The 25321-nt window shown below is 38.8% G+C and carries 28 protein-coding genes and 1 riboswitch; of the genes, 22 read left to right on the forward strand and 6 right to left on the reverse strand.

Annotated elements, in window-relative coordinates:
• Window positions 1–70 precede the first annotated feature (70 nt).
• Complete coding sequence (locus tag ABDZ91_RS20875; protein WP_343803640.1) at window positions 71–976, forward strand: SDR family oxidoreductase; 906 nt, start codon at window positions 71–73, stop codon at window positions 974–976.
• A 29-nt stretch (window positions 977–1005) separates the two neighbouring features.
• Here ABDZ91_RS20875 and ABDZ91_RS20880 read toward each other — a convergent pair whose 3' ends face one another.
• A complete protein-coding gene (locus ABDZ91_RS20880) occupies window positions 1006–1941 on the reverse strand; it encodes an alpha/beta hydrolase (RefSeq protein ID WP_343803643.1) in 936 nt (311 codons plus the stop codon).
• Between the two features lie 167 nt (window positions 1942–2108).
• Window positions 2109–2209: riboswitch (TPP riboswitch) on the forward strand.
• 106 nt (window positions 2210–2315) lie between these two features.
• Between ABDZ91_RS20880 and ABDZ91_RS20885 the strand changes: the two genes are divergently transcribed.
• The 6 genes from ABDZ91_RS20885 (at window position 2316) to ABDZ91_RS20910 (ending at window position 6746) form a co-directional block, all read left to right on the forward strand.
• Complete coding sequence (locus tag ABDZ91_RS20885; RefSeq protein WP_343803646.1) at window positions 2316–2921, forward strand: YkoF family thiamine/hydroxymethylpyrimidine-binding protein; 606 nt, start codon at window positions 2316–2318, stop codon at window positions 2919–2921.
• A gap of 16 nt (window positions 2922–2937) precedes the next feature.
• Window positions 2938–3510: an ECF transporter S component gene (locus ABDZ91_RS20890; RefSeq protein WP_425541888.1), complete on the forward strand. Its 573-nt coding sequence runs from the start codon at window positions 2938–2940 to the stop codon at window positions 3508–3510.
• Between the two features lie 4 nt (window positions 3511–3514).
• A complete protein-coding gene (locus ABDZ91_RS20895) occupies window positions 3515–5191 on the forward strand; it encodes an ABC transporter ATP-binding protein (RefSeq protein WP_343803652.1) in 1677 nt (558 codons plus the stop codon).
• Entirely contained in the window at window positions 5181–5960 is a 780-nt protein-coding gene (locus ABDZ91_RS20900; RefSeq protein WP_343803655.1) for an energy-coupling factor transporter transmembrane component T family protein, read from the forward strand. Before ABDZ91_RS20895 ends, ABDZ91_RS20900 begins: the two co-directional genes overlap by 11 nt.
• An 8-nt stretch (window positions 5961–5968) precedes the next feature.
• The gene (locus ABDZ91_RS20905; RefSeq protein ID WP_343803658.1) at window positions 5969–6103 is read left to right on the forward strand and encodes a hypothetical protein; all 135 of its coding nucleotides are present in this window, start codon (window positions 5969–5971) and stop codon (window positions 6101–6103) included.
• A 70-nt stretch (window positions 6104–6173) separates the two neighbouring features.
• Window positions 6174–6746 (forward strand): histidine phosphatase family protein, encoded by a 573-nt coding sequence (locus ABDZ91_RS20910; RefSeq protein ID WP_343803661.1) that lies wholly within the window; start codon window positions 6174–6176, stop codon window positions 6744–6746.
• 292 nt (window positions 6747–7038) lie between these two features.
• Here the strand turns inward: ABDZ91_RS20910 and ABDZ91_RS20915 are convergent, their stop codons facing one another.
• Window positions 7039–7170, reverse strand: a complete 132-nt coding sequence (locus ABDZ91_RS20915; protein ID WP_343803664.1) for a hypothetical protein — start codon at window positions 7168–7170, stop codon at window positions 7039–7041.
• Window positions 7171–7218: 48 nt separating this feature from the next.
• On the reverse strand, window positions 7219–8136 hold the full coding sequence (locus tag ABDZ91_RS20920) for a hydroxymethylglutaryl-CoA lyase (RefSeq protein WP_343803666.1): 918 nt from the start codon (window positions 8134–8136) through the stop codon (window positions 7219–7221).
• A 154-nt stretch (window positions 8137–8290) separates the two neighbouring features.
• Here ABDZ91_RS20920 and ABDZ91_RS20925 point away from each other — a divergent pair, with 154 nt between their 5' ends.
• The 6 genes from ABDZ91_RS20925 to ABDZ91_RS20950 all read left to right on the forward strand — a co-directional run bounded on the left by ABDZ91_RS20925 (window position 8291) and on the right by ABDZ91_RS20950 (window position 13606).
• A complete protein-coding gene (locus tag ABDZ91_RS20925) occupies window positions 8291–9481 on the forward strand; it encodes an acetyl-CoA C-acetyltransferase (RefSeq protein ID WP_343803669.1) in 1191 nt (396 codons plus the stop codon).
• Between the two features lie 14 nt (window positions 9482–9495).
• Window positions 9496–10185: a CoA transferase subunit A gene (locus tag ABDZ91_RS20930; RefSeq protein ID WP_343803672.1), complete on the forward strand. Its 690-nt coding sequence runs from the start codon at window positions 9496–9498 to the stop codon at window positions 10183–10185.
• Window positions 10186–10198: 13 nt separating this feature from the next.
• Entirely contained in the window at window positions 10199–10870 is a 672-nt protein-coding gene (locus ABDZ91_RS20935; RefSeq protein WP_343803675.1) for a 3-oxoacid CoA-transferase subunit B, read from the forward strand.
• A gap of 64 nt (window positions 10871–10934) precedes the next feature.
• Window positions 10935–11153 carry a YqkE family protein gene (locus tag ABDZ91_RS20940; RefSeq protein WP_343803678.1) on the forward strand — a complete coding sequence of 73 codons (219 nt, stop codon included), beginning with the start codon at window positions 10935–10937 and terminating at the stop codon, window positions 11151–11153.
• Between the two features lie 583 nt (window positions 11154–11736).
• The gene (locus ABDZ91_RS20945) at window positions 11737–12792 is read left to right on the forward strand and encodes a P-loop NTPase family protein (protein WP_343803681.1); all 1056 of its coding nucleotides are present in this window, start codon (window positions 11737–11739) and stop codon (window positions 12790–12792) included.
• 1 nt (window position 12793) lies between these two features.
• Window positions 12794–13606: an alpha/beta fold hydrolase gene (locus ABDZ91_RS20950; RefSeq protein WP_343803684.1), complete on the forward strand. Its 813-nt coding sequence runs from the start codon at window positions 12794–12796 to the stop codon at window positions 13604–13606.
• Window positions 13607–13743: 137 nt separating this feature from the next.
• Here the strand turns inward: ABDZ91_RS20950 and ABDZ91_RS20955 are convergent, their stop codons facing one another.
• Together ABDZ91_RS20955 and mciZ are read right to left on the reverse strand one after the other, a co-directional pair.
• A complete protein-coding gene (locus ABDZ91_RS20955; protein WP_343803687.1) occupies window positions 13744–14664 on the reverse strand; it encodes an aldo/keto reductase in 921 nt (306 codons plus the stop codon).
• Between the two features lie 76 nt (window positions 14665–14740).
• Window positions 14741–14878, reverse strand: a complete 138-nt coding sequence (gene mciZ / locus ABDZ91_RS20960; RefSeq protein WP_425541881.1) for a Z-ring formation inhibitor MciZ — start codon at window positions 14876–14878, stop codon at window positions 14741–14743.
• A gap of 105 nt (window positions 14879–14983) precedes the next feature.
• Between mciZ and ABDZ91_RS20965 the strand changes: the two genes are divergently transcribed.
• From ABDZ91_RS20965 to ABDZ91_RS21005, 9 genes are all read left to right on the forward strand, one after another.
• Window positions 14984–15532, forward strand: a complete 549-nt coding sequence (locus ABDZ91_RS20965) for an NUDIX domain-containing protein (RefSeq protein ID WP_343803690.1) — start codon at window positions 14984–14986, stop codon at window positions 15530–15532.
• Window positions 15533–15535: 3 nt separating this feature from the next.
• On the forward strand, window positions 15536–16711 hold the full coding sequence (locus ABDZ91_RS20970; protein ID WP_343803693.1) for an endonuclease Q family protein: 1176 nt from the start codon (window positions 15536–15538) through the stop codon (window positions 16709–16711).
• A 252-nt stretch (window positions 16712–16963) separates the two neighbouring features.
• On the forward strand, window positions 16964–18850 hold the full coding sequence (locus ABDZ91_RS20975; RefSeq protein ID WP_343804274.1) for an N-acetylmuramoyl-L-alanine amidase: 1887 nt from the start codon (window positions 16964–16966) through the stop codon (window positions 18848–18850).
• A 225-nt stretch (window positions 18851–19075) separates the two neighbouring features.
• Window positions 19076–19735 (forward strand): stage II sporulation protein M, encoded by a 660-nt coding sequence (spoIIM, locus tag ABDZ91_RS20980; RefSeq protein WP_343803696.1) that lies wholly within the window; start codon window positions 19076–19078, stop codon window positions 19733–19735.
• Window positions 19736–19853: 118 nt separating this feature from the next.
• On the forward strand, window positions 19854–20306 hold the full coding sequence (gene fur, locus ABDZ91_RS20985; protein WP_343803699.1) for a ferric iron uptake transcriptional regulator: 453 nt from the start codon (window positions 19854–19856) through the stop codon (window positions 20304–20306).
• A gap of 164 nt (window positions 20307–20470) precedes the next feature.
• A complete protein-coding gene (locus ABDZ91_RS20990; protein WP_343803702.1) occupies window positions 20471–20701 on the forward strand; it encodes a YqzK family protein in 231 nt (76 codons plus the stop codon).
• Between the two features lie 3 nt (window positions 20702–20704).
• Entirely contained in the window at window positions 20705–21598 is an 894-nt protein-coding gene (gene xerD, locus ABDZ91_RS20995; protein WP_343803706.1) for a site-specific tyrosine recombinase XerD, read from the forward strand.
• A gap of 182 nt (window positions 21599–21780) precedes the next feature.
• Window positions 21781–22962, forward strand: coding sequence for a phosphopentomutase (gene deoB, locus ABDZ91_RS21000; protein WP_343803709.1), 1182 nt, complete (start codon window positions 21781–21783; stop codon window positions 22960–22962).
• Window positions 22963–22975: 13 nt separating this feature from the next.
• On the forward strand, window positions 22976–24280 hold the full coding sequence (locus ABDZ91_RS21005) for a pyrimidine-nucleoside phosphorylase (RefSeq protein ID WP_343803712.1): 1305 nt from the start codon (window positions 22976–22978) through the stop codon (window positions 24278–24280).
• A gap of 75 nt (window positions 24281–24355) precedes the next feature.
• On the opposite strand, the gene galU is transcribed toward ABDZ91_RS21005, so the two are convergent.
• Window positions 24356–25225, reverse strand: a complete 870-nt coding sequence (gene galU / locus ABDZ91_RS21010) for a UTP--glucose-1-phosphate uridylyltransferase GalU (RefSeq protein ID WP_343803715.1) — start codon at window positions 25223–25225, stop codon at window positions 24356–24358.
• Window positions 25226–25321: the final 96 nt, after the last annotated feature.

Raw genomic sequence — 25321 nt, forward strand, 5'->3', positions numbered from 1 at the left:
ATAAAAACGATAAAAGTCACCACCAAAAGCTCAGGGAATAATCTAATAAAGAGCTTTTGGAGGTGACTTTATGTATTTTAGGAATCCATATTATGCGATGACCATGAAATGTGAAGAACAACCACTAACGTTTCCACCACAGCATCAACATATTCAACCGGGCATTGAAAAGCTGATGAAGCCGAGACCGGTTATTGAAGATCCAGAATATAAAGGAACTAAGAAACTTGAAAATAAGGTGGCTGTCATCACAGGTGGAGATAGCGGAATAGGAGCATCTGTAGCGATAGCGTTCGCGAAAGAGGGTGCCAATTTGGTTATACCTTATTTTTCTGACTATGAAATAGAGGATGCCACTCGTACAAAGACAAGAATAGAGGAGCTTGGAAGAAAATGTCTTCTCATTCCAGGTGATTTAAAGGACCCAGCCCATTGTAAACATGTGGTTGACCTTACCATCAAGACATTTGGTGATTTGAACATACTCGTAAATAACCATGCTGTTCAATTTCCTCAGAATTCTCTTCTTGATATAACTGATGAACAATGGGATCTAACTTTTAAGACAAATATATACTCCTACTTTTATATGATAAAAGCTGCACTTCCTTACATGGGAAAGGGCGATACCATTATTAACACGGCATCTGTGGTAACCTATGAAGGAAATGAAATGTTAATGGATTATACAGCAACAAAAGGTGCGCTTGTTGGTTTTACAAGAGCCTTGTCACAAAGTCTAGTTAAAGATGATATTCGAGTAAATGCAGTGGCTCCAGGACCAATTTGGACTCCTCTCATTCCTTCTAGTTTTTCTGCAGAAAAAGTATCAACCTTTGGTCTCGATACTCCCATGAAAAGAGCTGGGCAGCCCTATGAGCTTGCACCAGCTTATGTATATTTAGCTTCTAAGGATTCAAGCTATGTTACCGGTCAAGTCATTCATGTGAACGGTGGACAGATGGTCAGTTCATAACGAAAAAAGGGAGCAAACTATAGCTCCCTTTAAATAATTTCATCCTGATTCGAATCCGGAAGTACTCTTTCAATAAATTTATAAACTCTTTCTTCGTATTCTTCGGGGTTTGTTATATATGCCTCTGCATGAGCACCTCTCTCTGGCATATAAAGATCTTTCTCACCAGGCTTTGCATCATAAAGAGCTTTCGACATGCTTGCAGGAATGAAATCATCTTCCTGACCATGAATGAAGAGAACGGGGTTATGAATGTTCTTAACGGCTTCAATGGGGGTAACATCTTTCATGGAGTAACCTGCCCTGGCTTTTAAAAACAAATCTGTATAGGGAAGTAAGAAAGATGGAAGTTTAAAATCTTCCCTTAATCGAATCCGAAGTTGCTCAGTAAAATCAGAGAATGGACAATCTATTACGTAAAAGTTTGCACCATCCTCAATTGTACCTGCGTAAAGTATTGTTGTTGCACCACCCATGGATTCTCCGAAGATCCCCAGTTGGATACTTGGACCAACTTTTTCCTTTAACCAGTCTACAATCGCCTTTAAATCGTGTCTTTCGAAATAGCCATAACTTGTGTTCGAACCACCAGAAAGGCCATGCCTTCTTTGATCGTATAATAGGGCATTAAATCCCTTTTTTAAGAAGATATTCATATACTTGATCATGTTCGTTTTGGATTCTGTAACTCCGTGTGAAAAGATCATATAACGGTTTGTTGTATGAGGTGTGACTAAAAGGGCATGCAAGGAATACCCATGAGGTGAAGGGACCCAAACTTCTTCTTTAGGTAAATTTTCAAAGGAGACAGGGTCAAAACGCTCTTCTGTCGTTTCTCGATGGAAAATATCCTTTTCATCCTTTTTTCGTATATACATGATTTTATTCGAAAAATAGAGCCCACATGAAGCAAGGAAACCAATAAATCCCGCACCAGCGGAAAACCATTTCCACCTTTTCTTCATTGCTGTCGCTCCTTCATTTTGTTGTATAGAATATTGTATCAATCGGACAATTTGATTGGGAAATAGAATGCTTTTTTTCTAAGAAATAGCGGCATCCGACTTATACACTATTTACAAAATCAGAATCTTCTTTTACGATAAATGTGTAACAAGAAAACTGCATAAACGTTTCACACTAGGGGAGCTGCTTAAAGCGGCTGAGAGGAAAATCCGACCCTTATTACCCGATCTAGATAATACTAGCGTGGGGAAGTGTAGAGAGCCATTGTATATACTTTTTGATGATACACGCCATATATACATAACAGGTGAACTGCATCTTCCCATGAGATGCAGTTTTTTTGTTGCCTAAAAACAAATAGGGAGAGATTTATATGGAACAGATGCAAGCATGCGGTACAAGTCGAATTGCAGGATGTCGTTTTTCATTGTATCCAATGACAGATGATTTTGTGAATGTGATTCTATCTGCTTTAAAAGAAGTAGATACTTCGAAGGTCTGGGTTCAAACAGATGATGTCAGTACGTGTATTCGGGGGAGAATCTCGCATGTATTTGATGTAACAAAAGCTATTTTTCTTCATGCTGCGAAAACTGGAGAGCATGTAGTAATCAATGGTACCTATTCAATTGGTTGTCCTGGCGATTCGGAGGGTGACGTTTACTTAGTAGAGAACGATGAACGTTTAAATGCAGAAAAATCAGCAGAAATTAAACAACCAGTGGCTTGTCAGTTTGCGCTCTATCCGATGGGAAATGGAGAGTACATGGATGCGATTTATAGTGAAGTTCAAAAGATAAAAGACAAGGGTGTAGAAGTCACGAGTGTTCATTATGCAACAAGACTAGATGGAGAGGCTCACTCGATTTTTACGGGTCTTGAGAATTGCTTTACGAATGTTGAAAAACATGTGTCTCATGTCGTGATGACTTTTAATATTTCTGCTAATAGTCCTTCTACAAAAAAAGGAGGGAACTAAATTGGCTAAATGGAACATGCGAGAAATTGTTGTAATGGCCGTATTGTCTGTCGTTTTTGCAGTGGTATATTTGGCCTTTTTACCGGTTGGAAAAATCCTTGTAGGTTTTTTCGGCCCCATTGGATATGACCTGATCTTTGGGATTTGGTTTATTGTTTCCATCATTGCTGCTTACATAATAAGAAAGCCAGGTGCTGCATTTCTTTCAGAAACCATAGCTGCAACTGTTGAAGTTTTAATTGGAAATGCAGTGGGTCCCATGCTGATTGTCTCAGGTATGATTCAGGGGCTTGGAGCGGAAGCGGTTTTCGCAGCCACTCGTTGGAGAAATTATACAACCATTATTTTAATGCTTGCAGGAATGGGTTCTGCAGTAACAAGCTTTGTTTGGGGTTACTTTTTAGGAGGTTTTGCAGCGTTATCCACCGGTTATGTAACCGCGATGTTTGTAGCGCGATTGATTAGTGGAGCACTTATTGCGGGACTTCTTGGAAAGAGTATTAGTGATGGATTAGCAAAAACGGGAGTCCTATCAAGATTTGCTTTAGGGAAAGAAGTAAGAGCTAAAAATTTGAAAAAGGTGTCGTAAAAAAATGATGAGGGTTGATCAAGTTACTCTTCAGTATGAAGAGGTCAAACAGCCAACACTAAATCATATTCAATTTTCTGTTGAACAAGGGGAGAGAGTCTTACTATTGGGTCCTAGTGGTTGCGGAAAAAGCTCGTTAACATACTGCCTGAACGGTCTATACCCTAGAGATCTTGACGGGATACTAGAAGGGAATATTTATATAAAAGATAGAAAATCAGTTGAGTATGAGCCTGGAGAGCTAAGTCAGGTTGTTGGAGTCGTGTTTCAAGACCCAGAAAGCCAGTTTTGTATGCTAACCGTAGAGGATGAGATAGCATTTGGACTCGAAAATATTGGGGTTAAACAAGAACGTATGGAAGAAAGGATTGAATATGCTCTTGACTTAGTGGGAATGCGAGAATACCGAAATGCAACCATTTCTTCCTTATCTGGAGGATGGAAGCAAAAACTTGCTTTAGCCTGCGTGCTTGTACTTGAACCCAACATTTTAATTCTAGATGAGCCTACCGCAAATTTAGACCCTATTGCTAGTGTGGAATTTATAAAAACCATCCATACTCTTCAGCAAGAACAAGGATTTACTTTAATAGTTATTGAGCATCTGTTAGATCCATGGATGCCTTTAATCGATCGTTGTATCATTCTAAATAAAAATGGCCATTTAATATTTGACGGTTTACCAATTGAAGGATTTAGTCAGCATTATCAACAGCTAAAGGAACAGGGGATTTGGATTCCGCACTCACTTGCGTTGGGGGAAGCATTGAAAAGTGTAGGACTATTAAATGAGGAATGTATACCGTTAGAAGAAAAAGAACTGATTGAAGAAGTTAAGGACGTGGATGGAGTCATTCAACATTTACTTAGTATGAGAATGGTAGCTCGAAAGGAAACCTATTCTACGGACACCATTCTTTCAGCTAAAAATATTTCTTTTGGGACGCTGAAAAAAGATATATTAAAAGATGTCTCTATTGATTTAGAAACAGGGGATATGTTAGCCATTGTAGGACCAAATGGGGCAGGGAAATCAACATTGTCTCACTTGTTATCAGGTATTAAGAAGGTTAGTGGTGGAGAAATACGGCTGCATCATCAGCTTTTACATTCCTATCGTGATGATGAACTGAGAAAGCAAATAGGGTTTGTATTTCAAAATCCAGAGCACCAATTTATTACGGATTCAGTTTATGAAGAAATTGCGTTCGGACTCAAAATGCAGGGTGTTACAGGTGAGGCTCTCGACAAAAAGGTGGGAGAAATTATAACGACTTGCCAGCTAAACGGTTTAGAAAATGAACATCCATTTGTATTAAGTCAAGGTCAAAAAAGACGACTAAGTGTGGCGACAATGATTGTAGATGAACAGCAAATCCTCATTCTAGATGAACCTACTTTCGGACAGGATGCGAAGTCTACCGAAGAGTTAATGAATTTATTAGTAGAAAGACAGAAGCGGGGCTCATCTATTATTTTGGTGACACATGATATGAATCTTGTTCACCAATATGCGAATAAAGTGGTGGTATTAAAAGATGGAGGAGTGGCATTTGATGGCTCTCCTGAAGATTTATGGGAGCAGGATCCTCTCTTTCTACAGGAAATGAATTTACTCCTGCCATTTGAGAAGAAAATAGAACAAGATCTTCAAAGGAGAGCACGGGTATATGTATCTTAAAATGTTAAATCCGAGTGTGAAGGCTCTAACGGTTACACTCGTTATTCTTTTATTAGCCTTTGTCTTTGACCCGGTTACTCCACTTCTTTATTTAGTTTGGACCATTGTCATTACTTTTTTACTGGGAAAAGTATCTTTTAAAAAATGGATCCTGTACTTTTTACCATTTTTTATCATTGCATTTGGTTTCTTTTGGACAACAGTTGCTTTTGCAAAGGAACCAAGTTGGGAGACCACGGTTTACCAAGTGTTGTGGCTTGAAGTTCCATCTGAAACTTTTTTTACAGCTATCTCTCTATCTTTACGAGTCCTTTGCTTTTCTACCTTATCCTTACTGTTCATTTTTACTACGGAACCAACGAAGTTTATATTGAGTTTAATGCAACAATGTAAGCTGCCACCAAAGCTTGCATATGGAATATTAGCTGGGTTCCGGTTCCTACCAACGTTCAAAGACGAATTATTTATCATACGCTCAGCCCATCAAATTCGTGGAGTCAGCCGTGCGAAAACCATTAAAGACCATTTTGCACAAATGAGGCGATACTCAATCCCTCTTTTAGCTAGTGCAATACGAAAAGCAGAACGAACCGCGATTGCGATGGAATCGAAAGGCTTTACTGGAGATAAAAATCGCTCATTTTATAAAACAATGGTTGTATCCAAAACCGATTGGTTATTTGTGTTACTGATGGTTGTTGCATTCTTTTGTTTTAGCTATATTTCTTGGAAACTGGGATATTTTCAGTTTTATAATGGAGAACTTTAGGAGAAGCTATGCCGCTGATGTGGCATGGCTTTTTTTATCCTCAAAAAGCAGAAAAACAGCTGGATTGCGGAATCATTGTCCGGCAAGGTGTTCGAAGTGGACAGGAGATCCGATATCGTATAGTAGCAACTGCCTCGTATTAGAACCGAAACACTACCGCATTTCTGACCTGAAAAGTATACTTGTAGATAACGAGATTAAGGGGGAAGACGTATGACGAAAATTTGTTTAGTCCGCCATGGAGAAACAGATTGGAATGCACTGAGAAGGATTCAAGGAAGAGAAGATATTCCATTAAACGAAAATGGTAGAAAACAAGCAGTGGACTGCGGAGTGTACTTAAAGGACCATCAGTTTGATTACTTGATTTCAAGTCCAATGACTCGAGCAAAACAAACAGCCACTCTAATCAATGAGCACCTCGGGTTTGAGGAAATTATTGAAATGGAAGCATTCATGGAAAGGGATTACGGAGAAGTATCTGGTCAAATCATTGATGACAATCTTAGAGAAATACTAGACAAGGACCATCCTACGATTGAGAGCTGGGATGCATTAAAAGAGAGAGTTATGAAAGGATTACATATGATTCACGAAAAGTACCCAAACAAAAGTATTTTATTAGTGGCTCACGGAGGAGTCATCAATGCCATATTAGGTGCGTTATCAAATGGTGAAATTGGCTCTGGTAAAACGAAACTGATGAACGGAAGTATAACGACAATCCATTTCAGAAACGAGTTGTGGAATATTAACGACTATAACCTGGTAGTGCATCTTTCCTGAAACTAGAACTAATGACGTGTTCGTTACGTATGATAGAGTAGGAAGTCTGTGTGAAAAAGTGGGTGGGATGTAAATGGGTTTTTTCAATTTCTTTCAAAAGAAGTGTGCAATATGCAAGAGAAGTGTAAAACCACTACGAACATACGCGAATGACCAAAATGAAACCATTAGGGTTTGTGTACCGTGCTCAGAGTATGCAGAACGGAGAGCTTTTAAAAAGGTATAGTAATAGAAAATGGCTCATATTAAACGGTCATCCACATCGTGGACGACCGCAATATGTAGCCTTTTTTTATTGAGGACTATTTTGTCTATTCGTAGGATGAATGGCTTGATTTAATGTCTCTTTTGACATAGTAGTGCGCGACTTATCTGCATTTGGCTTCCCTTTTTGACTATTTCCTTTTTCACGTTTTTGGCTCATGTTGAGTCTCCTTTCCTTTTTTTATATATTGAGCTTTCAACCTTCAGTTTATGCCTGATTAACGGAGCCTTGTTTACGCAGACGGTATTGTGCACTATCTAGTGGTCTTTCCACGTGGTTGGCAATCCCATCGACAGCATCCAGTAACAACGGAAGATCAATTCCTGTTTCAATTCCCATTTGATGAAGCATAAACACCACATCTTCAGTTGCTACATTACCTGTGGCTCCTGGTGCAAATGGACATCCACCAAGTCCTCCAGCTGAGCAATCAAAGCGATCGACTCCAGCTTGTAAACTCGCCAGAATATTTGACAGAGCCATTTTTCGTGTATCGTGGAAATGCGCAGTAATAAGTGTATTTGGGAAGGCTTCCTTTAAATCGGAAAATAAAGTGTAGCATTCCATAGGATTCGCCATTCCAATTGTATCTGCGACGCTTAATTCGTCGACTCCACCTTCAACAAATTCCCTACATAGATCCACGACTCTCTCTTTTTCGATTTTACCTTCATACGGACAATAGAAAGAAGTAGAAATGCAAGCCCTTACAAAAATGCCTTGATTTTTGAGCTTTTGAATAATTGGTAACAATTCATCCATACTTTCCCTTGTCGTTTTATTGATATTTTTCTTATTAAATGTATCACTTACCCCAACGAATACGGCTAAAGAATGACAACCGGTATCAATAGCTCTTTCAATTCCTTTTTGATTTGGAACTAAAACAATTTGCTGTTGTGAGTAAGATTTTGACGCTTCAACAATTTCCCCGGCATCCTTCATTTGTGGCACCCATTTTGGAGAGACAAATGAGGTGATTTCCATTTCATTTATTCCTGCATGAAACAAATTTTTTATAAAATCAATTTTTACATCAGTTGGAACAAACTGTTTTTCGTTTTGAAGCCCATCCCTTGGCCCAACTTCAACAATTGTCACCTTTTTTGGATATGTTATCGTCATGAATACTTCACCCCTTCTCATACAATTGTAGCGAGTTATTTTTCAGAATGGCAAGAAAAATAGGAGAATTAGACAAATTTAGAGGATTTTTTACAGACAAAATCGAAATTTATTACTAGGTAACGTTTGATTGTACACAGAAAGGGGATTATTCATGCAAAACAATGAAGTAGTAATTGTAAGCGCTGTCAGAACGGCGATTGGAAACTTTAACGGAAGCCTTAAAAATATATCTGCACCAGAACTTGGTGCAACAGTTATACAAGCAGCGCTACAAAAAGCAGGAATCGCAGTAGACCAAGTGGATGAAGTAATTATGGGGAATGTGTTGCAAGCGGGAATCGGACAAAACCCAGCGAGACAGGCAGCGATAAAAGCTGGTCTGCCTGAAACAGTCGCTGCCATGACCATCAATAAAGTTTGTGGTTCTGGTTTAAAAGCGGTTCATTTAGCCACACAGGCCATTATAGCTGGAGATGCAGATGTGGTTGTAGCAGGTGGAATGGAGAATATGAGTCAGGCTCCATATTTATTACAAAACGCTAGAGACGGTTTTAAAATGGGAGACCAAAAGATGGTGGATTCCATGATAAAAGATGGATTATGGTGCGCGTTTAATAATTATCATATGGGAATTACCGCAGAAAATTTATGTGACCAATACAATATCACGAGAGAAGAACAAGATGCTTTTTCCCAAAGAAGTCAGGAAAAAGCTACACAGGCATTAGAGGCTGGCAAGTTTAAAGATGAAATTACACCTGTCTCCATCCCACAAAGGAAAGGCGACCCTATTATCTTTGATACGGATGAGTATCCAAAGAAGGGTACCACCATTGAAAAATTAAATGGTCTTCGCCCTGCGTTTAAAAAAGATGGAAGTGTGACAGCAGGTAATGCTTCAGGTATCAATGATGGGGCAGCTGTACTAGTGGTTATGAGTCGTAAAAAAGCAGATGAACTAGGTGTAACACCTCTAGTTTCCATAAAAGCGAATGCAGCTGCTGGTGTAGATCCAAGCATTATGGGAATTGGCCCTGTTACGGCAGTGAAAAAGGCATTAACGAAGGCTTCTTTAGCATTATCTGATATGAACTTAATTGAAGCCAATGAAGCCTTTGCTGCACAATCCATCGCTGTAGATCGTGAATTAAAGTTTAACCATGATATTTTAAATGTAAATGGTGGTGCTATTGCACTTGGTCATCCAATTGGAGCGAGTGGAGCAAGGATCCTTGTAACACTTATTCATGAACTAAAAAGAAGAAACGATCAATATGGTCTAGCGACTTTGTGTATTGGTGGCGGCCAAGGGGTTGCTACTGTTATTGAAAATGTAAAGTAAAGGAGGAACTTTAAATGAAGCCGATTTATTCAAGTTTTCAAGACGCTGTAAAAGATATTCAGGATGGAGCTACTCTTATGGTTGGAGGGTTTGGTCTTTGTGGAATTCCAGAGAATTTAATTTTAGCCCTTGTTGAAAAAGGAGTAAAAGATTTAACGGTTATTTCTAACAACTGTGGTGTAGATGACTGGGGTCTAGGCTTACTATTACAAAATAAGCAGATTAAGAAAATGATAGGTTCCTATGTAGGAGAAAATAAAGAGTTCGAAAGACAAGTGCTTTCTGGTGAGATTGAGGTAGAATTGGTCCCACAAGGTACGCTAGCTGAAAAAATTAGAGCGGGTGGAGCCGGGATCCCTGCCTTTTATACGCCTGCTGGAGTAGGTACACCGATAGCAGAAGGAAAAGAGACAAGAGTATTTAATGGAAAAGAGTATCTTCTAGAAGAGTCTTACACGGCAGACTTTAGCTTGGTTCGAGCATGGAAAGCGGATACGATGGGGAACCTGATTTACCGTAAAACGGCTCGAAACTTTAATCCAATGATCGCGGCTGCAGGAAGAGTAACCATTGCCGAAGTAGAGGAACTATATTCACCTGGAGAGATAGATGCGAATCTCATTCATACGCCAAGTATCTATGTGCAAGGACTTATTGTCGGTGAACAGGAAAAACGAATTGAAAGACTAACAGTTTCTAGCTAAAGGGGGAGTCACAATGGTACAGGTTGATAAAAAAACAATGCGCGAAAGAATTGCCAAAAGAGCGGAGAAAGAAATCGAGAGCGGTAACTATGTAAACCTAGGTATCGGGATGCCGACTCTAGTAGCGAATCACATTAGTGAAAACAAACGGGTAGTCCTTCAATCTGAAAATGGTTTACTTGGTATTGGACCTTATCCAAAGGAAGCAGAAGTAGATGCTGACTTAATCAATGCTGGGAAGGAAACCGTAACCGCTACTGAGGGGGCTAGTTATTTTGATAGCTCTGAATCATTCGCGATGATTCGTGGCGGCCATATAGACGTTGCGATTTTAGGTGGCATGGAGGTCTCTAAAGATGGTGACCTTGCTAACTGGATGATCCCAGGTAAAATGATTAAAGGAATGGGTGGAGCCATGGACCTTGTTCATGGTGCCAAGAAAATCATTGTGATTATGGAGCATGTCAATCGGGATGGAGCAGCCAAAATTTTAAATACATGTAGCCTTCCTTTAACCGGAAAAGGGGTCGTCGATCGTATTATCACGGACCGGGCTGTCGTGGACGTAACCGAAAAGGGGCTTGTTTTGAGAGAAGTGGCCAAAGGGTATTCAGTGGAAGATGTTGTCCAATCCACAGAACCAGATTTAATCATTGCGGACGATTTAAAACTGGAAGCTTTTTAATCAAGTCTTCTACTCCCTTCGGCGTTTAAAAATTGGTATACTGTTGGTAAGGGAGGATAGTAAGATGAAAAAACAACAACAAGATTCTTCTTTAAAAGACCGTTTGAATTCAGATTTATTAGAGAAGCTTCAGCAGACCAAATTGGAGCTAAAAGAAGTGGAAAAGAAAAAATTAGAAGAGGAAGAGGCGAGGAAACGTGAAGAACGCCGACTCCGTGAAAAAAATAAATCGTTTGAAGAGCTTTTGAATGAAAGTAATCTAGACTGGAAGAGTTATAAATAAGCTAGTTAGGGACCCTTTTTGGAAAGGGTCTTTTTTTTTGTTAATTTTACCTTGGGAAGATTTGTATTCCGAGTTCTTCTTACCGTTTTCTCTGGTTCTGAGTGAATTTACCAGTATGTTCCATATTGGTACGAAAACATTGGTTTCTGAGCCGTTTTTACCAGTAAATTACATATTCGGCACAAAAAAATTGGTTTCTGAGCTATTTTTACCAGTAAATTACATATTCAGCACAAAAAAATTGGTTTCTGAGCTATTTTTACCAGCATCTTACATATTCGGCACAAAAACATAGATTTCCGAGGAAGATTTACCAGTATATTACATATTCGACACAAAAACATAGGTTTCTGAGCATGATTTACCAGTATCTTACATATTCGGCTCAAAAACTTCGGTTTTCAGAACCGATCTTTAATTTAGACTTTAATTTCAAGCAGTTCCCACATTTTCTAATTCAATTTGCACTTAAATATTACCTAAATTACTCCTCAAGGAAATTTTTTTTGCTTTACAGTGAAAAATCTATTGCGTTTCAGCGTAAAATTAAATACCATATAAAGTAAAGAGAGGAGGATTTTAGATGGATCAGTTAAAACTAAACGTTTCATTACTCCGTCGTCGTGTACCAAACTTAACTTCTGCTGCTCGCTCAGTCGGTTTACGCCCTGCAACGGTTTCAAACCTTTGTACAGGAAAAATACCGATTGCACGAGCAGAAGTACGAACCCTTGTGGCTCTTGCATCTCTAGCCGAGTGCAGTGTTGATGAACTTTTAATAAAGGGGAGTGAAGGGGAGATGATTGAAACAGGTATAAAGGTTTTAGATCTTTTTGCTCCATTAACTAAAGGAGGAACAATTGGTTTTGTAGCTCGACCTGGAATGGGTCAACTTGTTGTACTCTCAGAGGTTTTATATCGACTAAAAGCACAAGGGTATGCGACTGTTTTCTTAGTACCTGAAGAAGCAAGTGTGGGAATATCAGATGTAATAGACGTAGTCGAGAAGGTATGCCATTCGACTGAAGAAGTATCAAATTACATTTTAGCTGAAGGAAAGAAAAGGGAAGTTGTGCTTGCTGCAGATCGTTCCATTGTTCTATCAGGAGAAATTTTCACCTTACAAGAACATTTCGGTAGTGCAGGAATCGAAAGCGTTACCACATTACTTGTGGACCCTCGTGGGGAAGTAGTAGATGAAGATGAACCATATGGTCCGTTAGATACCTTGTGGCAATTTGATGCCGAATTAACAGCTAGAAAAATGTTCCCAGCGATTCAACCGGTCATTTCAACTTCTGTAGTACTAGAGGGTTCGCATTTAGAGCAGACACATATGGTCATCCAACAAAGAGCAAGAAAACTACTTCGTCGATATAGAGAACTTAGATTCTTAGTTCAGGAAAATGGATTAGAGCGATTACCAGCCAATGATGTTGAAATCTATAAGAGGGGTCTCCGCCTTGAAGCCTATTTCACTCAACCATTCTTTGTGGCCGAAGAATATACAAAGAAAAAAGGGGAGACTGTATCGCTGGAGCAAACACTTAAAGACGTTGCTAAATTACTAGATGGTGGAGCAGATGGTTGGGAAACAGACCAATTACTATATATCGGATCTATTGAGGGGAGAGAATAAAATGCAAGTGACCAAGGGGTATGTTCAACTTTCAAATGTAGAGATGTATTATGAGATATGTGGTGAGGGTGAACCTCTTCTTCTGATTCATGGAATTGATTCAGATAGTAGACTATGGGATTTACATTTTGAAGCGTTTGGTCATGAATACCGGACCATTCGTTTTGATCTAAGAGGGTTCGGAAATACGGCCATGCCAGCAGGAGAATTCCAACTATTAGATGATATGCATGATCTCCTTACACAATTAGGCGTCGATTCCGCCCATATCGTCGGTTATTCATATGGAGGTACTGTTGCACCATCATTCGCATTAAAATATCCACACATGGTGAGAAGCTTAAGCCTTATAGGGGCAGGAATGGTTGGTCATAAATGGTCCGAAGAAGTCATGGACTATCATCGGAAATTTCAAAAAACCATTAAAAATCAAGATCAGGACGAAATGATGAAACTCCTTTATTGGAAAAGTGTCTATGGTCCGTACCGTGAAGAAAAGGGATTAGAGGAAGTTTGCCAAAAATTAAAAACCATGTTCCTTCATGCCCTTTCAAAACCTAGAGAAGGAGTACCTCTACCAACAGGAAATGCAATTGAAGAGTTAGATAATATTAAAGTTCCAACCTATGTACTAGTAGGAGAATTAGATTTTGAGGATTACCATAAGATTGCAGATGTGTACCATGAGGGGGTACCGAATACTAAGAAAGAGGTTTTCCCTAATGCAGCACATTTACTTCCATTAGAGAATCCCACACTATTTGTTGAAAAAATGTTAGGGTTTTTACAAACAACAAAGGTAGCTCAACCGTAAAAATGCAATGTGAATAAAAATAAATGAACAAAATTACCGTTGGATTTGATAACTGTCCCGTTTGTCAGCGCTCCAACAACAAAACGGGACAGACCCACTCGGCCTGTCCCGTTTTCCACTTTATACTTGAATTTGACTTAACGATGCTGACTATAAACATTCATCTTCGAAATCTTACGAATATATTGAATTTCTTCCTTACTTAAAGAAGGTTCTCGAACAGCTTTCACATTATTCCTTAATTGCTCCACACTAGATGCACCAGGAACTACAACTCCTACATTAGGGTTGGAGAGAACATAGCTTAAGGCAATAGATGTCATACTTCTATGGTTTGAAAGATTTTGTTGCAGTGCACCTAACAACTCTTTTAGTTCTTCATAAGTGTAATCAAGGTAACCCTCTTCCTTCACCTTATCGGAAATCTTGCTCACCCATTGATCTGTCAACAACCCTTTTGCAACAGGACCTCTGGCCACAATTTTTATTTCATTTTCTGCAAGCAACGGCATTATTTCTTCCGGTCTTCGGTCCAAAATAGAATATTGCATCATAACCGAAACAATGGCCGATTTCCGGGCATACTCTCTAATTACGTTTGGTCGAATGGAAGAGATACCGTAGTAACGGATATAGCCTTCTTGTTTTAACTCCTCAAATGCTTCTATTGTCTCATCAATGGGGTCATCAATGGTGCCACCATGAAGTTGATACAAATCAATATAGTCCGTCTGAAGTCTTTGCAAGCTATTTTTTACTTGTTCCTTTATATAAGCTTTGCTTGGGTCCCATGACCAACCATCTCGATTTTCGTTCCATCGATTTCCGACCTTAGTAGCGATGACGACCTGATCTCTGACTTTTTTTAAGGCTTGTCCTACGATTTTTTCGTTTTCACCAAAATCATATAAATCTGCTGTGTCAAAATAGTTAATCCCCTCATCTAAAGCAGCATTCACAATTTCTTCTGCTTTCTTAGCATCAGTCCCTAGCGACATGCAGCCAAGACCAAGCTGAGTCACATGCAAATCGGTTTTGCCTAACTTTACTTTATCCATTTTAAAACCCCCAGTCATGTGGCTATTCTATATTTGTAGTTTACGGGGCAAGAAATAAAGAGGCAAATAAAACCCCCTATTTTTTTGCAGGTTTTACAGCCTCTACCCATTCATGAAGTGTTTTATATTGTTTTTGGTATTGCCTAATCATTTGGCGTACTTGCCAAGCTTTCCCCACGAAAATAGCTCCTTTTTCATGCACATAACATTTCACCGTATCTCACCCTCCAGTAGCATTATGGTAAAATGTATGTAATTTTAAACAGTAAATAGAACTTGGTCTTTGTTTTAATTAACCTAGCACTGGAGGAATCTCATTTTGAGTCATAGATTTAATGAAAAAACAATTAATAGGGAAACTATTTTTGAAGGAAAAGTCATTTCGCTACATGTAGACGAGGTTGAACTGCCGAATGGCAAAACGAGTAAACGTGAAATTGTGAAGCACCCAGGTGCAGTTGCTGTTATCCCTATTTTAGATAACGGAAAGATTATTTTGGTGGAACAATATAGAAAGGCTCTGGAACGTACAATTGTTGAAATACCAGCAGGCAAACTTGAAAAGGGTGAGGAGCCAGAAAACACTGCACGGCGAGAGCTTGAAGAGGAAACAGGTTATCAGTGTGAGACGTTAGAACATTTGATTTCCTTTTATACGTCTCCCGGTTTTGCTGATGAAATTATTCACTTATACCTTGCTAAAGGACTTACAAAGGCAGAAGTGCCATTAGCAGCTGATGAAGATGAATTTGTTGACTTGTTGGAAGTTAGTATTGAGGAAGCAGAGGAACTAGTACGAACGAAGAAAATATATGATGCTAAAACAGCTTATGCTGTTCTCTATTTAAAACTTCAAAAGGGGCTTTAATTTATGAATACCTCCTATTTTGCAGATTTGCATATCCACATTGGAAGGACTAGTAAAAATCAAGCTGTAAAAATAACGGCTTCAGATAAGTTAACGATGCCTTCTATTTTAGAATATGCCAAAAATGAAAAAGGGCTGCACATAGTAGGGGTCATTGATTGTCATTCTCCTGGAGTTTTGGAAGACTTAAATACTTTGATTAGAGCAGGGAAGATGAGACAAGATGAAAATGGTGGAATCTTAACAAATGATGGACTCCTTTTAGTCATGGGTTCGGAAATCGAGATTTATGATGAGTGGTGTAGCGGTCCTATTCATGTTCTGTGTTACTTCCCAACGCTTGATACAATGGGTAAATTCTCAAGGTGGTTAGAGAAAAGAGTAACGAATATTCATTTAAGCTCACAAAGGGTTTATGCATCTGGAAGAGAACTTCAAACATTTGTAAAAGAATTGGGAGGTCTCTTTATTCCAGCGCATATCTTTACTCCATTTAAGAGCCTATATGGAAAAGGGGTTAAACAAAGCCTTCAGGAGGTTTTCGATCCGAAGCTAATTGATGCTGTAGAACTTGGGTTAAGTTCCGATACAGAGATGGCCTATCAGATACAGGAAATTAGAAAGTATGCATTTTTAACAAATTCGGATGCGCATTCCTTACCGAAGTTAGCAAGAGAATACCAAAAGGTCCAAATGAAAGAACTAAACTTCAAAGAACTAGTTTGGGCTATAAAAGGTCAAAATGGAAGGTTGATTGAAGCAAATTATGGGTTAAATCCGAGAATTGGAAAGTACCATCAAACAGTTTGTGCAGAGTGCTTTCAACATGTGGCAAATGTGGAGTTGCCTTGCCCATCTTGTGGACATACTCGAATCGTGAAGGGTGTAAAAGACCGAATCCTAGAATTATCGTTTTCAGACGAGGAAAAGCCTGTTTCCAAACCACCGTATATACACCAAGTTCCGTTAGAAAATTTACCAGGAATTGGGCCAAAGCTCTTACATAAATTAGTTTTAACCTTTGGAAATGAGATGAACGTTCTCCATTATGCAACGAAAGATGAACTAATAAAGGTTGCAGGTGAGAAGGTTTGCTCCTATATACTAGCTGCAAGGAATGGAACCTTACATTTTAATGCTGGTGGTGGAGGCCGTTATGGAAAGGTCTCCGATAAATAACGGTAGAATCAATAGGAATCAACAAAGTAGACCAGGTCAATTATGATTTGGTCTTTTTTTCATTTAATGGACGAACCCAATGAAAAAAGCCCTACATCTCAGTTTGGAGCAAAATACTTTATGCCTATTTTATTGCCATGAAAAATAAAACTATAGAGGTAATTTGGAGTGTTTTTCCAACACCACGCAGGATTCTCTCAATATATTGAGAACTTCATAAACATCAATATATAAGGAGGTCTTGCAATAGTGATGAACAAACAATCAAAAAAAATGATGATACTTGTTGGAGTCACTGCTAGTTTAGTAATTATGTTTTTCTCAATCCTTGGATTAAGTAAAGAAAGTGCTGTAGCAATGGATCCAACGGATTCGACTCAATTACAAAAAGCATTTGAAAAAGCATCCGAAGAATTTGGAGTACCCCAAAGTGTTTTGATGGCTGTAGCCTATAATCAATCGAGATGGGATCAGCATAAGGGACATAGTGAAGTTGGTGGTTACGGGGTAATGAACTTAGTCCATCTAGATGATAACCAAGACGCTAGTGGGAAAGGAAGTATGAATGAAGCAGATACTTCTTCAGTGAATACACTAGATAGAGCCGCTGAATTACTAGGTGTTAGTGCTGAGTCTCTGAAAAGTAGTCCTGTCCAAAACATTCGTGGCGGAGCTGCTTTACTAGCTGAATATGCAAAAGAAACAGTTGGAGAATTACCAACTGATCCTGCTGATTGGTATGGAGCCGTCATTAAATACAGCGGGTCTGATTTGAAAGGCGTTGCAGATGAGTTTGCAGATGAAGTATTTGCAACCATTCAAACTGGAGCCGAAAGAATGACAATCAATGGACAAAAAGTTATCCTGAACCCTGAATCCGTTCAGCCAAATAAAGATACTGCTGATAATATCCCACTCCGAAATGCTAAATTCACTGGGGCTGACTGTCCAAACGGATTGGAGTGTACATTTATCCCTGCAACATATAAACAATTCTCCAGCAGTACGAGCAACTATGGAAACTACGATATCGCTGAACGTCCTCAAGATGGTCTCGATATCCGTTATATTATTATTCATGATATTGAGGGTAGTGCTCAATCAGCTATTAACCACTTCCAGAATCCTTCATACGTTAGTGCCCACTATATCTTAGATTCAACTACAGGAAAAATCACACAGATGGTTCGCAACGAAAATGCTGCTTGGCATGCAGGAAACTGGTACTTTAATATGCACTCCATTGGTCTAGAACACGAAGGATTTGCTGCAAGCGGGGCAGATTGGTACAGTGAGCAAATGTATCGTTCTTCTGCTAAACTAGTAAAATACTTAGCTGAAAAATACGATATTCCTCTTGATCGACAGCATATATTAGGACATGACGAAGTGCCAGGTCTATCACCATATAGACAGTCTCTCATGCACTGGGATCCAGGTGCCTACTGGAATTGGTCTCATTTCTTTAATTTATTAGGAGCACCAATTAACCCGAGTAATGGACATAAAGATAGCAATATCGTTACGATTGCTCCTAATTTCAACACAAATGAGCCGACATTTACTTATGGAGGAGAATTACAAGATCCAAATTCGTCAAGCTTAATTCATCTTTATACTGAACCGAGCTTTGATGCACCGCTTATTAAAGATCCGCATCTTAGCAATGGTGGTACTGATCGAATAAATGATTGGGGGAACAAGGCTGCCATAGGACAAAGCTACTACAAGGTGGATCAAGATGGGGATTGGACGGCCATCTATTACGGTGGAAAAAAAGCATGGTTCTATAATCCAAAAAATAAAAACGTCGTAAGTGGGGACGGCATTCTTATAACACCAAAGGATGGGCTTGATTCCATACCAGTATACGGTGCAGCTTATCCAGAAGATTCCGCGTACGAAGGAACAGGAATTGCAGATTGGGCGAAAGGTAGTGCATTACCTCTGTACCAAATTCCTTCTGGACAAATTTATGTGGCTTCAGATCCAATTCAATCGTCATACTATCACGCGAAATACTTTAATGACCCAGAAACGAATCAAGTGGTGAAAGGGGAAGATGAATATTATCAAATCTTCTTTAATCACCGTGTAGGGTTTGTTAAGAAGAGTGATGTTGAAGTTGTAAATCCGTAAAAATATGAACATGAGATGGTTCTCTAGCTCCTTGTGGGCAAGGGAAGCATCTCTTTTTTTATTTTTTTGGAAAATAATTATGTTTCATCTTCGTTTCACCACCTCTACTATAATTTCTAGTATTTTATGAAAATATGGAAAATCTAGCAACTCTATTTTTTGTGGAATACTCGTCTACACCCTTTCATATCTTTTATTAAGTGTGTAAGAGGAGGCCATTCAATAATGAAGAAGATGAAAAAAAGATTCCGTAATACGACGCAGCAAATGACTTTAGCGATTCATTTAAAACAGCATTCCTCTATGTATCTATTTGTCACGATTCTATTTTTAATGGGTATTGTATTTGGTGCCATCGTTGTAAATAGTCTTTCTTTTTCACAAAAAGAAGATTTATTCTATTATTTAAATCAGTTCTTTGGTCAAGTTGGTAATTACGATTCCTCAACAGGTAGAGAAATGTTCTTTCAGAGCTTATGGCATCATTTGAAGATGATTTTTATCATTACAATTCTTGGTGTGTCAATCATTGGTGTCCCGATAATACTAGTTATTCTTTTTATCAAGGGAGTCGTAATAGGTTTTACCGTAGGTTTTCTCGTTTACAAAATGAGCTGGGACGGTTTTTTATTATCATTCGTATCCGTTTTACCCCAAAACTTAATTATCGTCCCTGTTTTAATTATGATGGCGGTAATGGCGATTACATTATCATTTAAACTTGTAAAAAGACAATTTGTTCACTTACATCAACCGGTAGCTCCTATGTTCTCGAGTTATTTACTCACCTTTGTAGCCGCTATCTGTTTGTTGGTAGGTGCAGCTGCAACAGAGGCATTCGTCTCCTCTTTCTTCATGGAAAGTGTAGTGGGTAGCATACTATAAAATAATATTTATTCTAATATAAGAGTAACTTTAATCATCACTTTAGAATAATTCTCTTTTGCATCTCCTCTAACCTTTGGTATAATAAAAGAGGAATTGGGCGAGGGAGGTTCAAGTGATGGAAGGCCGTATAGAAAGAATAAAAGACCAGCTCCATTCAGCCAGCTATAAGCTTACCCCACAGAGGGAAGTCACGGTTCGAGTGCTACTGGAGAATGAAGAGGATCATTTGAGTGCTGAAGATGTGTACCTCCTCGTAAAAGAAAAATATCCCGAGATCGGTTTAGCCACTGTATATAGAACATTAGAGTTATTAACAGAGCTTAAAATTGTCGATAAAATCAATTTCGGTGACGGGGTATCTCGGTATGATTTACGTAAAGAAGGGGCTACTCACTTTCATCACCATCTCGTTTGTATTGAATGTGGATCGGTTGATGAAATACAAGAGGACCTACTTGAAGATGTAGAACAAATCGTCGAAAGAGATTGGAATTTTAAAATAAAAGATCACCGTTTAACATTCCATGGTATTTGCCATAGATGTCATAAAGAAGATGAAGAACAATAAACCTTCTCCTAAAATCGGGGGAAGGTTTTTTCTATGTATATTTTCCTTTTCTATTGGCATAGGTTGATAGTAGAAAGTTGTCCTAAACACACAGTAGAATCGAGTGAATTCCCCTCACTTTGAATAAAAGGTAAACACAGGAAAGTAAGTTTGGAGGACAAGCGATGAAAAAGGGCGTTAGATTAATTATACACACAGTAAAAGTTTTTCTACTATTCACTTTGTGCACGATTTTGTTCTACTATGGTATGATATGGGTACACCAAGAATATCAAAACTATCAAAAGTACGATGAACCAGATGGTTCCGCCGTCAAGGTTTTTGAAGATGCCGGGGACGACAAGTTTTTAAGTGGCTATGAACGTTTTATATACTTCTTTTTAAATGGGGAATAGGAAATGAAGGATTCAGTAAGTGATTTTATCCATTACTTACGTGTGGAAAAAGGTTTAGCTGATAATACGATTACTTCATATAATAGGGATTTACACGCGTACCTTCGATTTGTTCAAACGAAAGAAAAGATAGAATCGTTAGAGCAAGTTTCTCGGTCGATTATTATTAAATTTCTTGCTGATTTAAAGGACTCAGGTAAATCCTCCAAAACGATCGCAAGACATATATCTTCAATCCGTTCTTTTCATCAGTTTTTATTGAGAGAAAAGCAGCTTGATTTTGACCCGTCTGTACATATCGATTTACCCAAGCATGAAAAATCCTTGCCAAAAGTATTAAATTTACATGAGGTAGAAGCTTTATTAGATACTCCCAATAAAGGTGATGCCTTTTCTTTGAGAGATAAAGCAATGCTAGAAGTGTTATATGCAACTGGACTGCGAGTAAGTGAGCTAGTTGGATTAAATGTCGGTGACGTTCATACGATGCTGGGGTTTGTAAGGTGCATTGGAAAAGGAAACAAGGAGCGAATTGTACCACTTGGTTCCAAAGCCAAAGAAGCCCTAGAAGCTTATATCGATAACGGTAGAGTAAAGCTATTAAAGGGTAAAAGTCGGGAAGAGGCTCTGTTTTTAAACCATCACGGAAACCGGTTGTCTAGACAAGGGTTCTGGAAAATATTAAAACAGTTAACCAGTAGAGCTGGGATCCAAAAGCAATTGACACCTCACACATTACGACATTCCTTTGCAACCCATTTACTTGAAAATGGAGCGGACTTAAGAGCTGTCCAAGAAATGTTAGGTCATGCTGACATTTCTACAACACAAATTTATACACATGTCTCAAAGGCCAGATTAAAAGATGTGTATAAACAATTTCATCCTAGGGCTTAAAAGAAAGTACAATCACCAACATTAAGTCTTATGAGGCTCTTTAGGGAGCCTTTGTTTTATTATTAAGCTACGAAGAATGAGAGTATATACTGAGTTGTCAGACTTCAGACAACCCCTAAAGAGACATGAATCTAGCAGGTAAAGGGTATTTTAAGATTGGAATGAAAAAGGAGGAAGCTAAGATGAGTAATACATATAAAAGAATATTTTTAGTTGTCATGGACTCTGTTGGGATTGGAGAGGCCCCTGATGCAGAAGAGTTTGGCGATAAAGGTGCAGACACATTGGGGCATATCGCTGAGCACATGAATGGCCTGAAAATGCCGAACATGGGGAAATTAGGCTTAAGCCATATAAGGGGAATTAAAGGGGTTGAAAAGGTCGAACAACCGATTGCAAATTACGGAATGATGCAGGAGGCATCAGTCGGAAAAGATACGATGACAGGGCATTGGGAGATTATGGGCCTTCATATCGATAAACCATTCAAGGTTTTCCCGGAAGGATTTCCAGATGAACTATTACAGCAGTTAGAAGAAAAAACAGGTAGAAAGATTATTGGGAATAAACCTGCAAGTGGAACAGCCATTATAGATGAGTTAGGAAAAGAACATATGGATACGGGAGCTATGATTGTTTATACATCAGCAGATTCTGTACTACAAATTGCTGCTCACGAAGAAGTGATCCCACTTGATGAGCTTTACAAAATTTGTGAAATTGCAAGAGAAATGACGCTAGATGAACCATATATGATTGGACGCATCATTGCTAGACCTTTTATAGGAACGCCAGGTAACTTTAAGCGAACAGCTAATCGCCATGACTATGCTTTAAAACCATTTGAGAGAACGGTTATGAATGAATTAAAGGATTCTGAATATGATGTTCTAGCTATCGGGAAAATTTCTGATATCTACGATGGTGAAGGGGTTACTGATTCTTTTAGAACGGAATCGAACATGCATGGTATGGATGAACTGTTAAAAACAATGGATATGGATTTTACGGGAATCAGTTTTTTAAACTTAGTTGACTTTGATGCATTGTATGGTCACCGCAGAGATCCAAAAGGGTATGGTGAAGCCTTACAAGAATATGATGTGAGACTAGCAGAAGTGCTTGAGAAGATGAAAGAAGATGACCTTCTAATCATCACAGCAGACCATGGAAATGACCCAGTACATCACGGTACAGACCATACAAGGGAGTATGTTCCATTGCTTGTGTATTCCCCATCGTTAAAAGGAAATAACGAACTACCTCTGCGTAAAACATTTGCTGATATTGGAGCTACTGTGGCGGAAAACTTCAAAGTTTCAATGCCAAAATTCGGAACAAGCTTCCTAAAAGAATTGAAATAAGGGGAAAAGAAAAATGAGAATGGTTGATTTGATTCAAAAGAAGAGAGATGGGCATGAATTAACGACAGATGAGATTAATTTCATCATTACAGGGTATACAAATGACACAGTTCCAGACTACCAAATTAGCGCTTTTTGCATGGCTGTATTTTTTCAGGGGATGTCAGAGAGAGAATGTGCTGATTTAACAATGGCTATGGTTGAGTCTGGTGACCAAATTGATCTCTCGGCCATCAATGGAATTAAAGTGGATAAGCACTCTACCGGAGGCGTAGGTGACACGACGACTTTAGTTCTCGGGCCACTTGTTGCATCTTTAGGAGTACCTGTTGCCAAAATGAGTGGACGAGGTTTAGGTCATACAGGTGGAACCATTGACAAACTTGAGGCGGTCCCAGGGTTTCATGTTGAAATCGAGAATGATCAATTTACTAAATTAGTGAACGAAAATAAACTAGCCGTCATCGGGCAAAGTGGAAACTTAACACCAGCAGATAAGAAGCTTTACTCTCTAAGGGATGTGACAGCAACGGTTAACAGCATCCCTCTAATTGCTAGTTCAATCATGAGTAAAAAAATCGCTGCTGGTGCAGATGCCATCGTATTGGACGTAAAAACAGGTGCCGGTGCTTTCATGAAGGATTTAGAGGATTCGAAAAAATTGGCTAAAGCAATGGTAGACATCGGAAATCAAGTGGGTAGAAAAACAATGGCTGTTATTTCAGATATGAGTCAACCACTTGGGTATGCCATTGGGAATGCGCTCGAAGTAAAAGAAGCCATTGACACATTAAAAGGGGAAGGTCCAGAAGATTTAACGGAGCTATGTTTAACATTAGGAAGCTATATGGTTTATTTAGCAGAAAAAGCGTCTAGCCTTGAGGATGCTAGAAATAAACTCCAAGAAGTTATTGTATCTGGAGCTGCTTTAGAAACATTAAAGGTCTTTCTTCGATCCCAAGGAGGAGATGACTCAGTGGTCGATGATCCGTCAAAGCTTCCACAAGCCTCCTATGTTTATGAATTAGAAGCGAAAGAAGATGGTTACATTAGTGAACTAGTAGCCGATTCAATTGGTACAGCCGCGATGTGGTTAGGTGCTGGTAGAGCAACAAAAGAATCATCCATTGATCTAGCCGTTGGTCTTGTTCTTCGTAAAAAAATCGGGGAGTTTGTAAAAAAAGGCGAATCCCTTGTCACCATCTACAGTAACTCTGAAAATGTAGATCAAGTTAAAGAAAAGCTTTATGATAGCATTCGTCTTTCTAATGAAAATGTTGAAAAGCCAACGTTAATTTATGGGGAAGTGACGAAGTAATAAATTACCCGAGCAATGAGTTTGTGTCATTGCTCGTTTTTTGTTTGTAAATATCACATTAGTTATAAATAGTTTCTAATCTCTATTCCTGTTACCCATCTCCCTTAGATAAGCAATCACATCATCCTTTAAGCTACTTTTTAACGCGAAATCAATGGTTGCTTTTAGAAAACCGAATTTATCACCCACATCATACCGGTTTCCCTGTATTAAGTATGAATGCACGGCTTCTTGTTTTAGTAGCTGGTCAATGGCTTCTGTTAATTGAATTTCACCGCTTTTGTCGGGTTTTACATTCTCCAATATTTCAAAAATTCCAGGTGACAAAATGTACCGGCCAATAATGGCTTGAGTAGAGGGGGCATCTTCTACCGCAGGTTTTTCTATTAAACTTTCAACCTTAAATAATTCTCCCACTTGTCCTGAATAATGAACAATCCCGTACTTTCTTACATCTTGTAAAGGAACATCTTCACACCCGAGGATGGATGTTTGAACAACATTATATTGTCGGATCATCTGATTCAATGCAGGGTCGGGACTATCTACAATATCATCCCCTAACAAAACGGCAAACGGTTCGTCTCCGATAAATTTCCTTGCGCAGTAGACGGCATGCCCTAATCCAAGGGGCTCTTTTTGTCTGACATAATGAATTTGTGCTAAATTTGAAATCTGTTGAATCATTTCAAAGTCTTTTTCTTTTCCTGCCCGTTGTAGCATAAGCTCCAATTCAATAGAGCGATCAAAATGATCTTCGATAGCTCGTTTATTACGCCCCGTCACAATAATAATGTCTTCAATTCCAGATTGGACAGCTTCTTCGATTATATATTGTATAGCGGGCTTATCTACAATGGGTAACATTTCCTTTGGTTGTGCTTTCGTTGCTGGCAAAAATCGAGTACCTAAACCGGCAGCGGGAATTACCGCTTTTTTAATCATATGTCTCCCCCTTTATCCTTTTGCTTTCTCCCGTGATGCCTAGGGGTTAAAAAACTAAGTAAAGTTACTCTACACTATGCTGAAAAAAAGAAATTT

The sequence above is a fragment of the Bacillus carboniphilus genome, from assembly GCF_039522365.1.
In the GTDB taxonomy this organism is placed as follows: domain Bacteria; phylum Bacillota; class Bacilli; order Bacillales; family JC228; genus Bacillus_BF; species Bacillus_BF carboniphilus.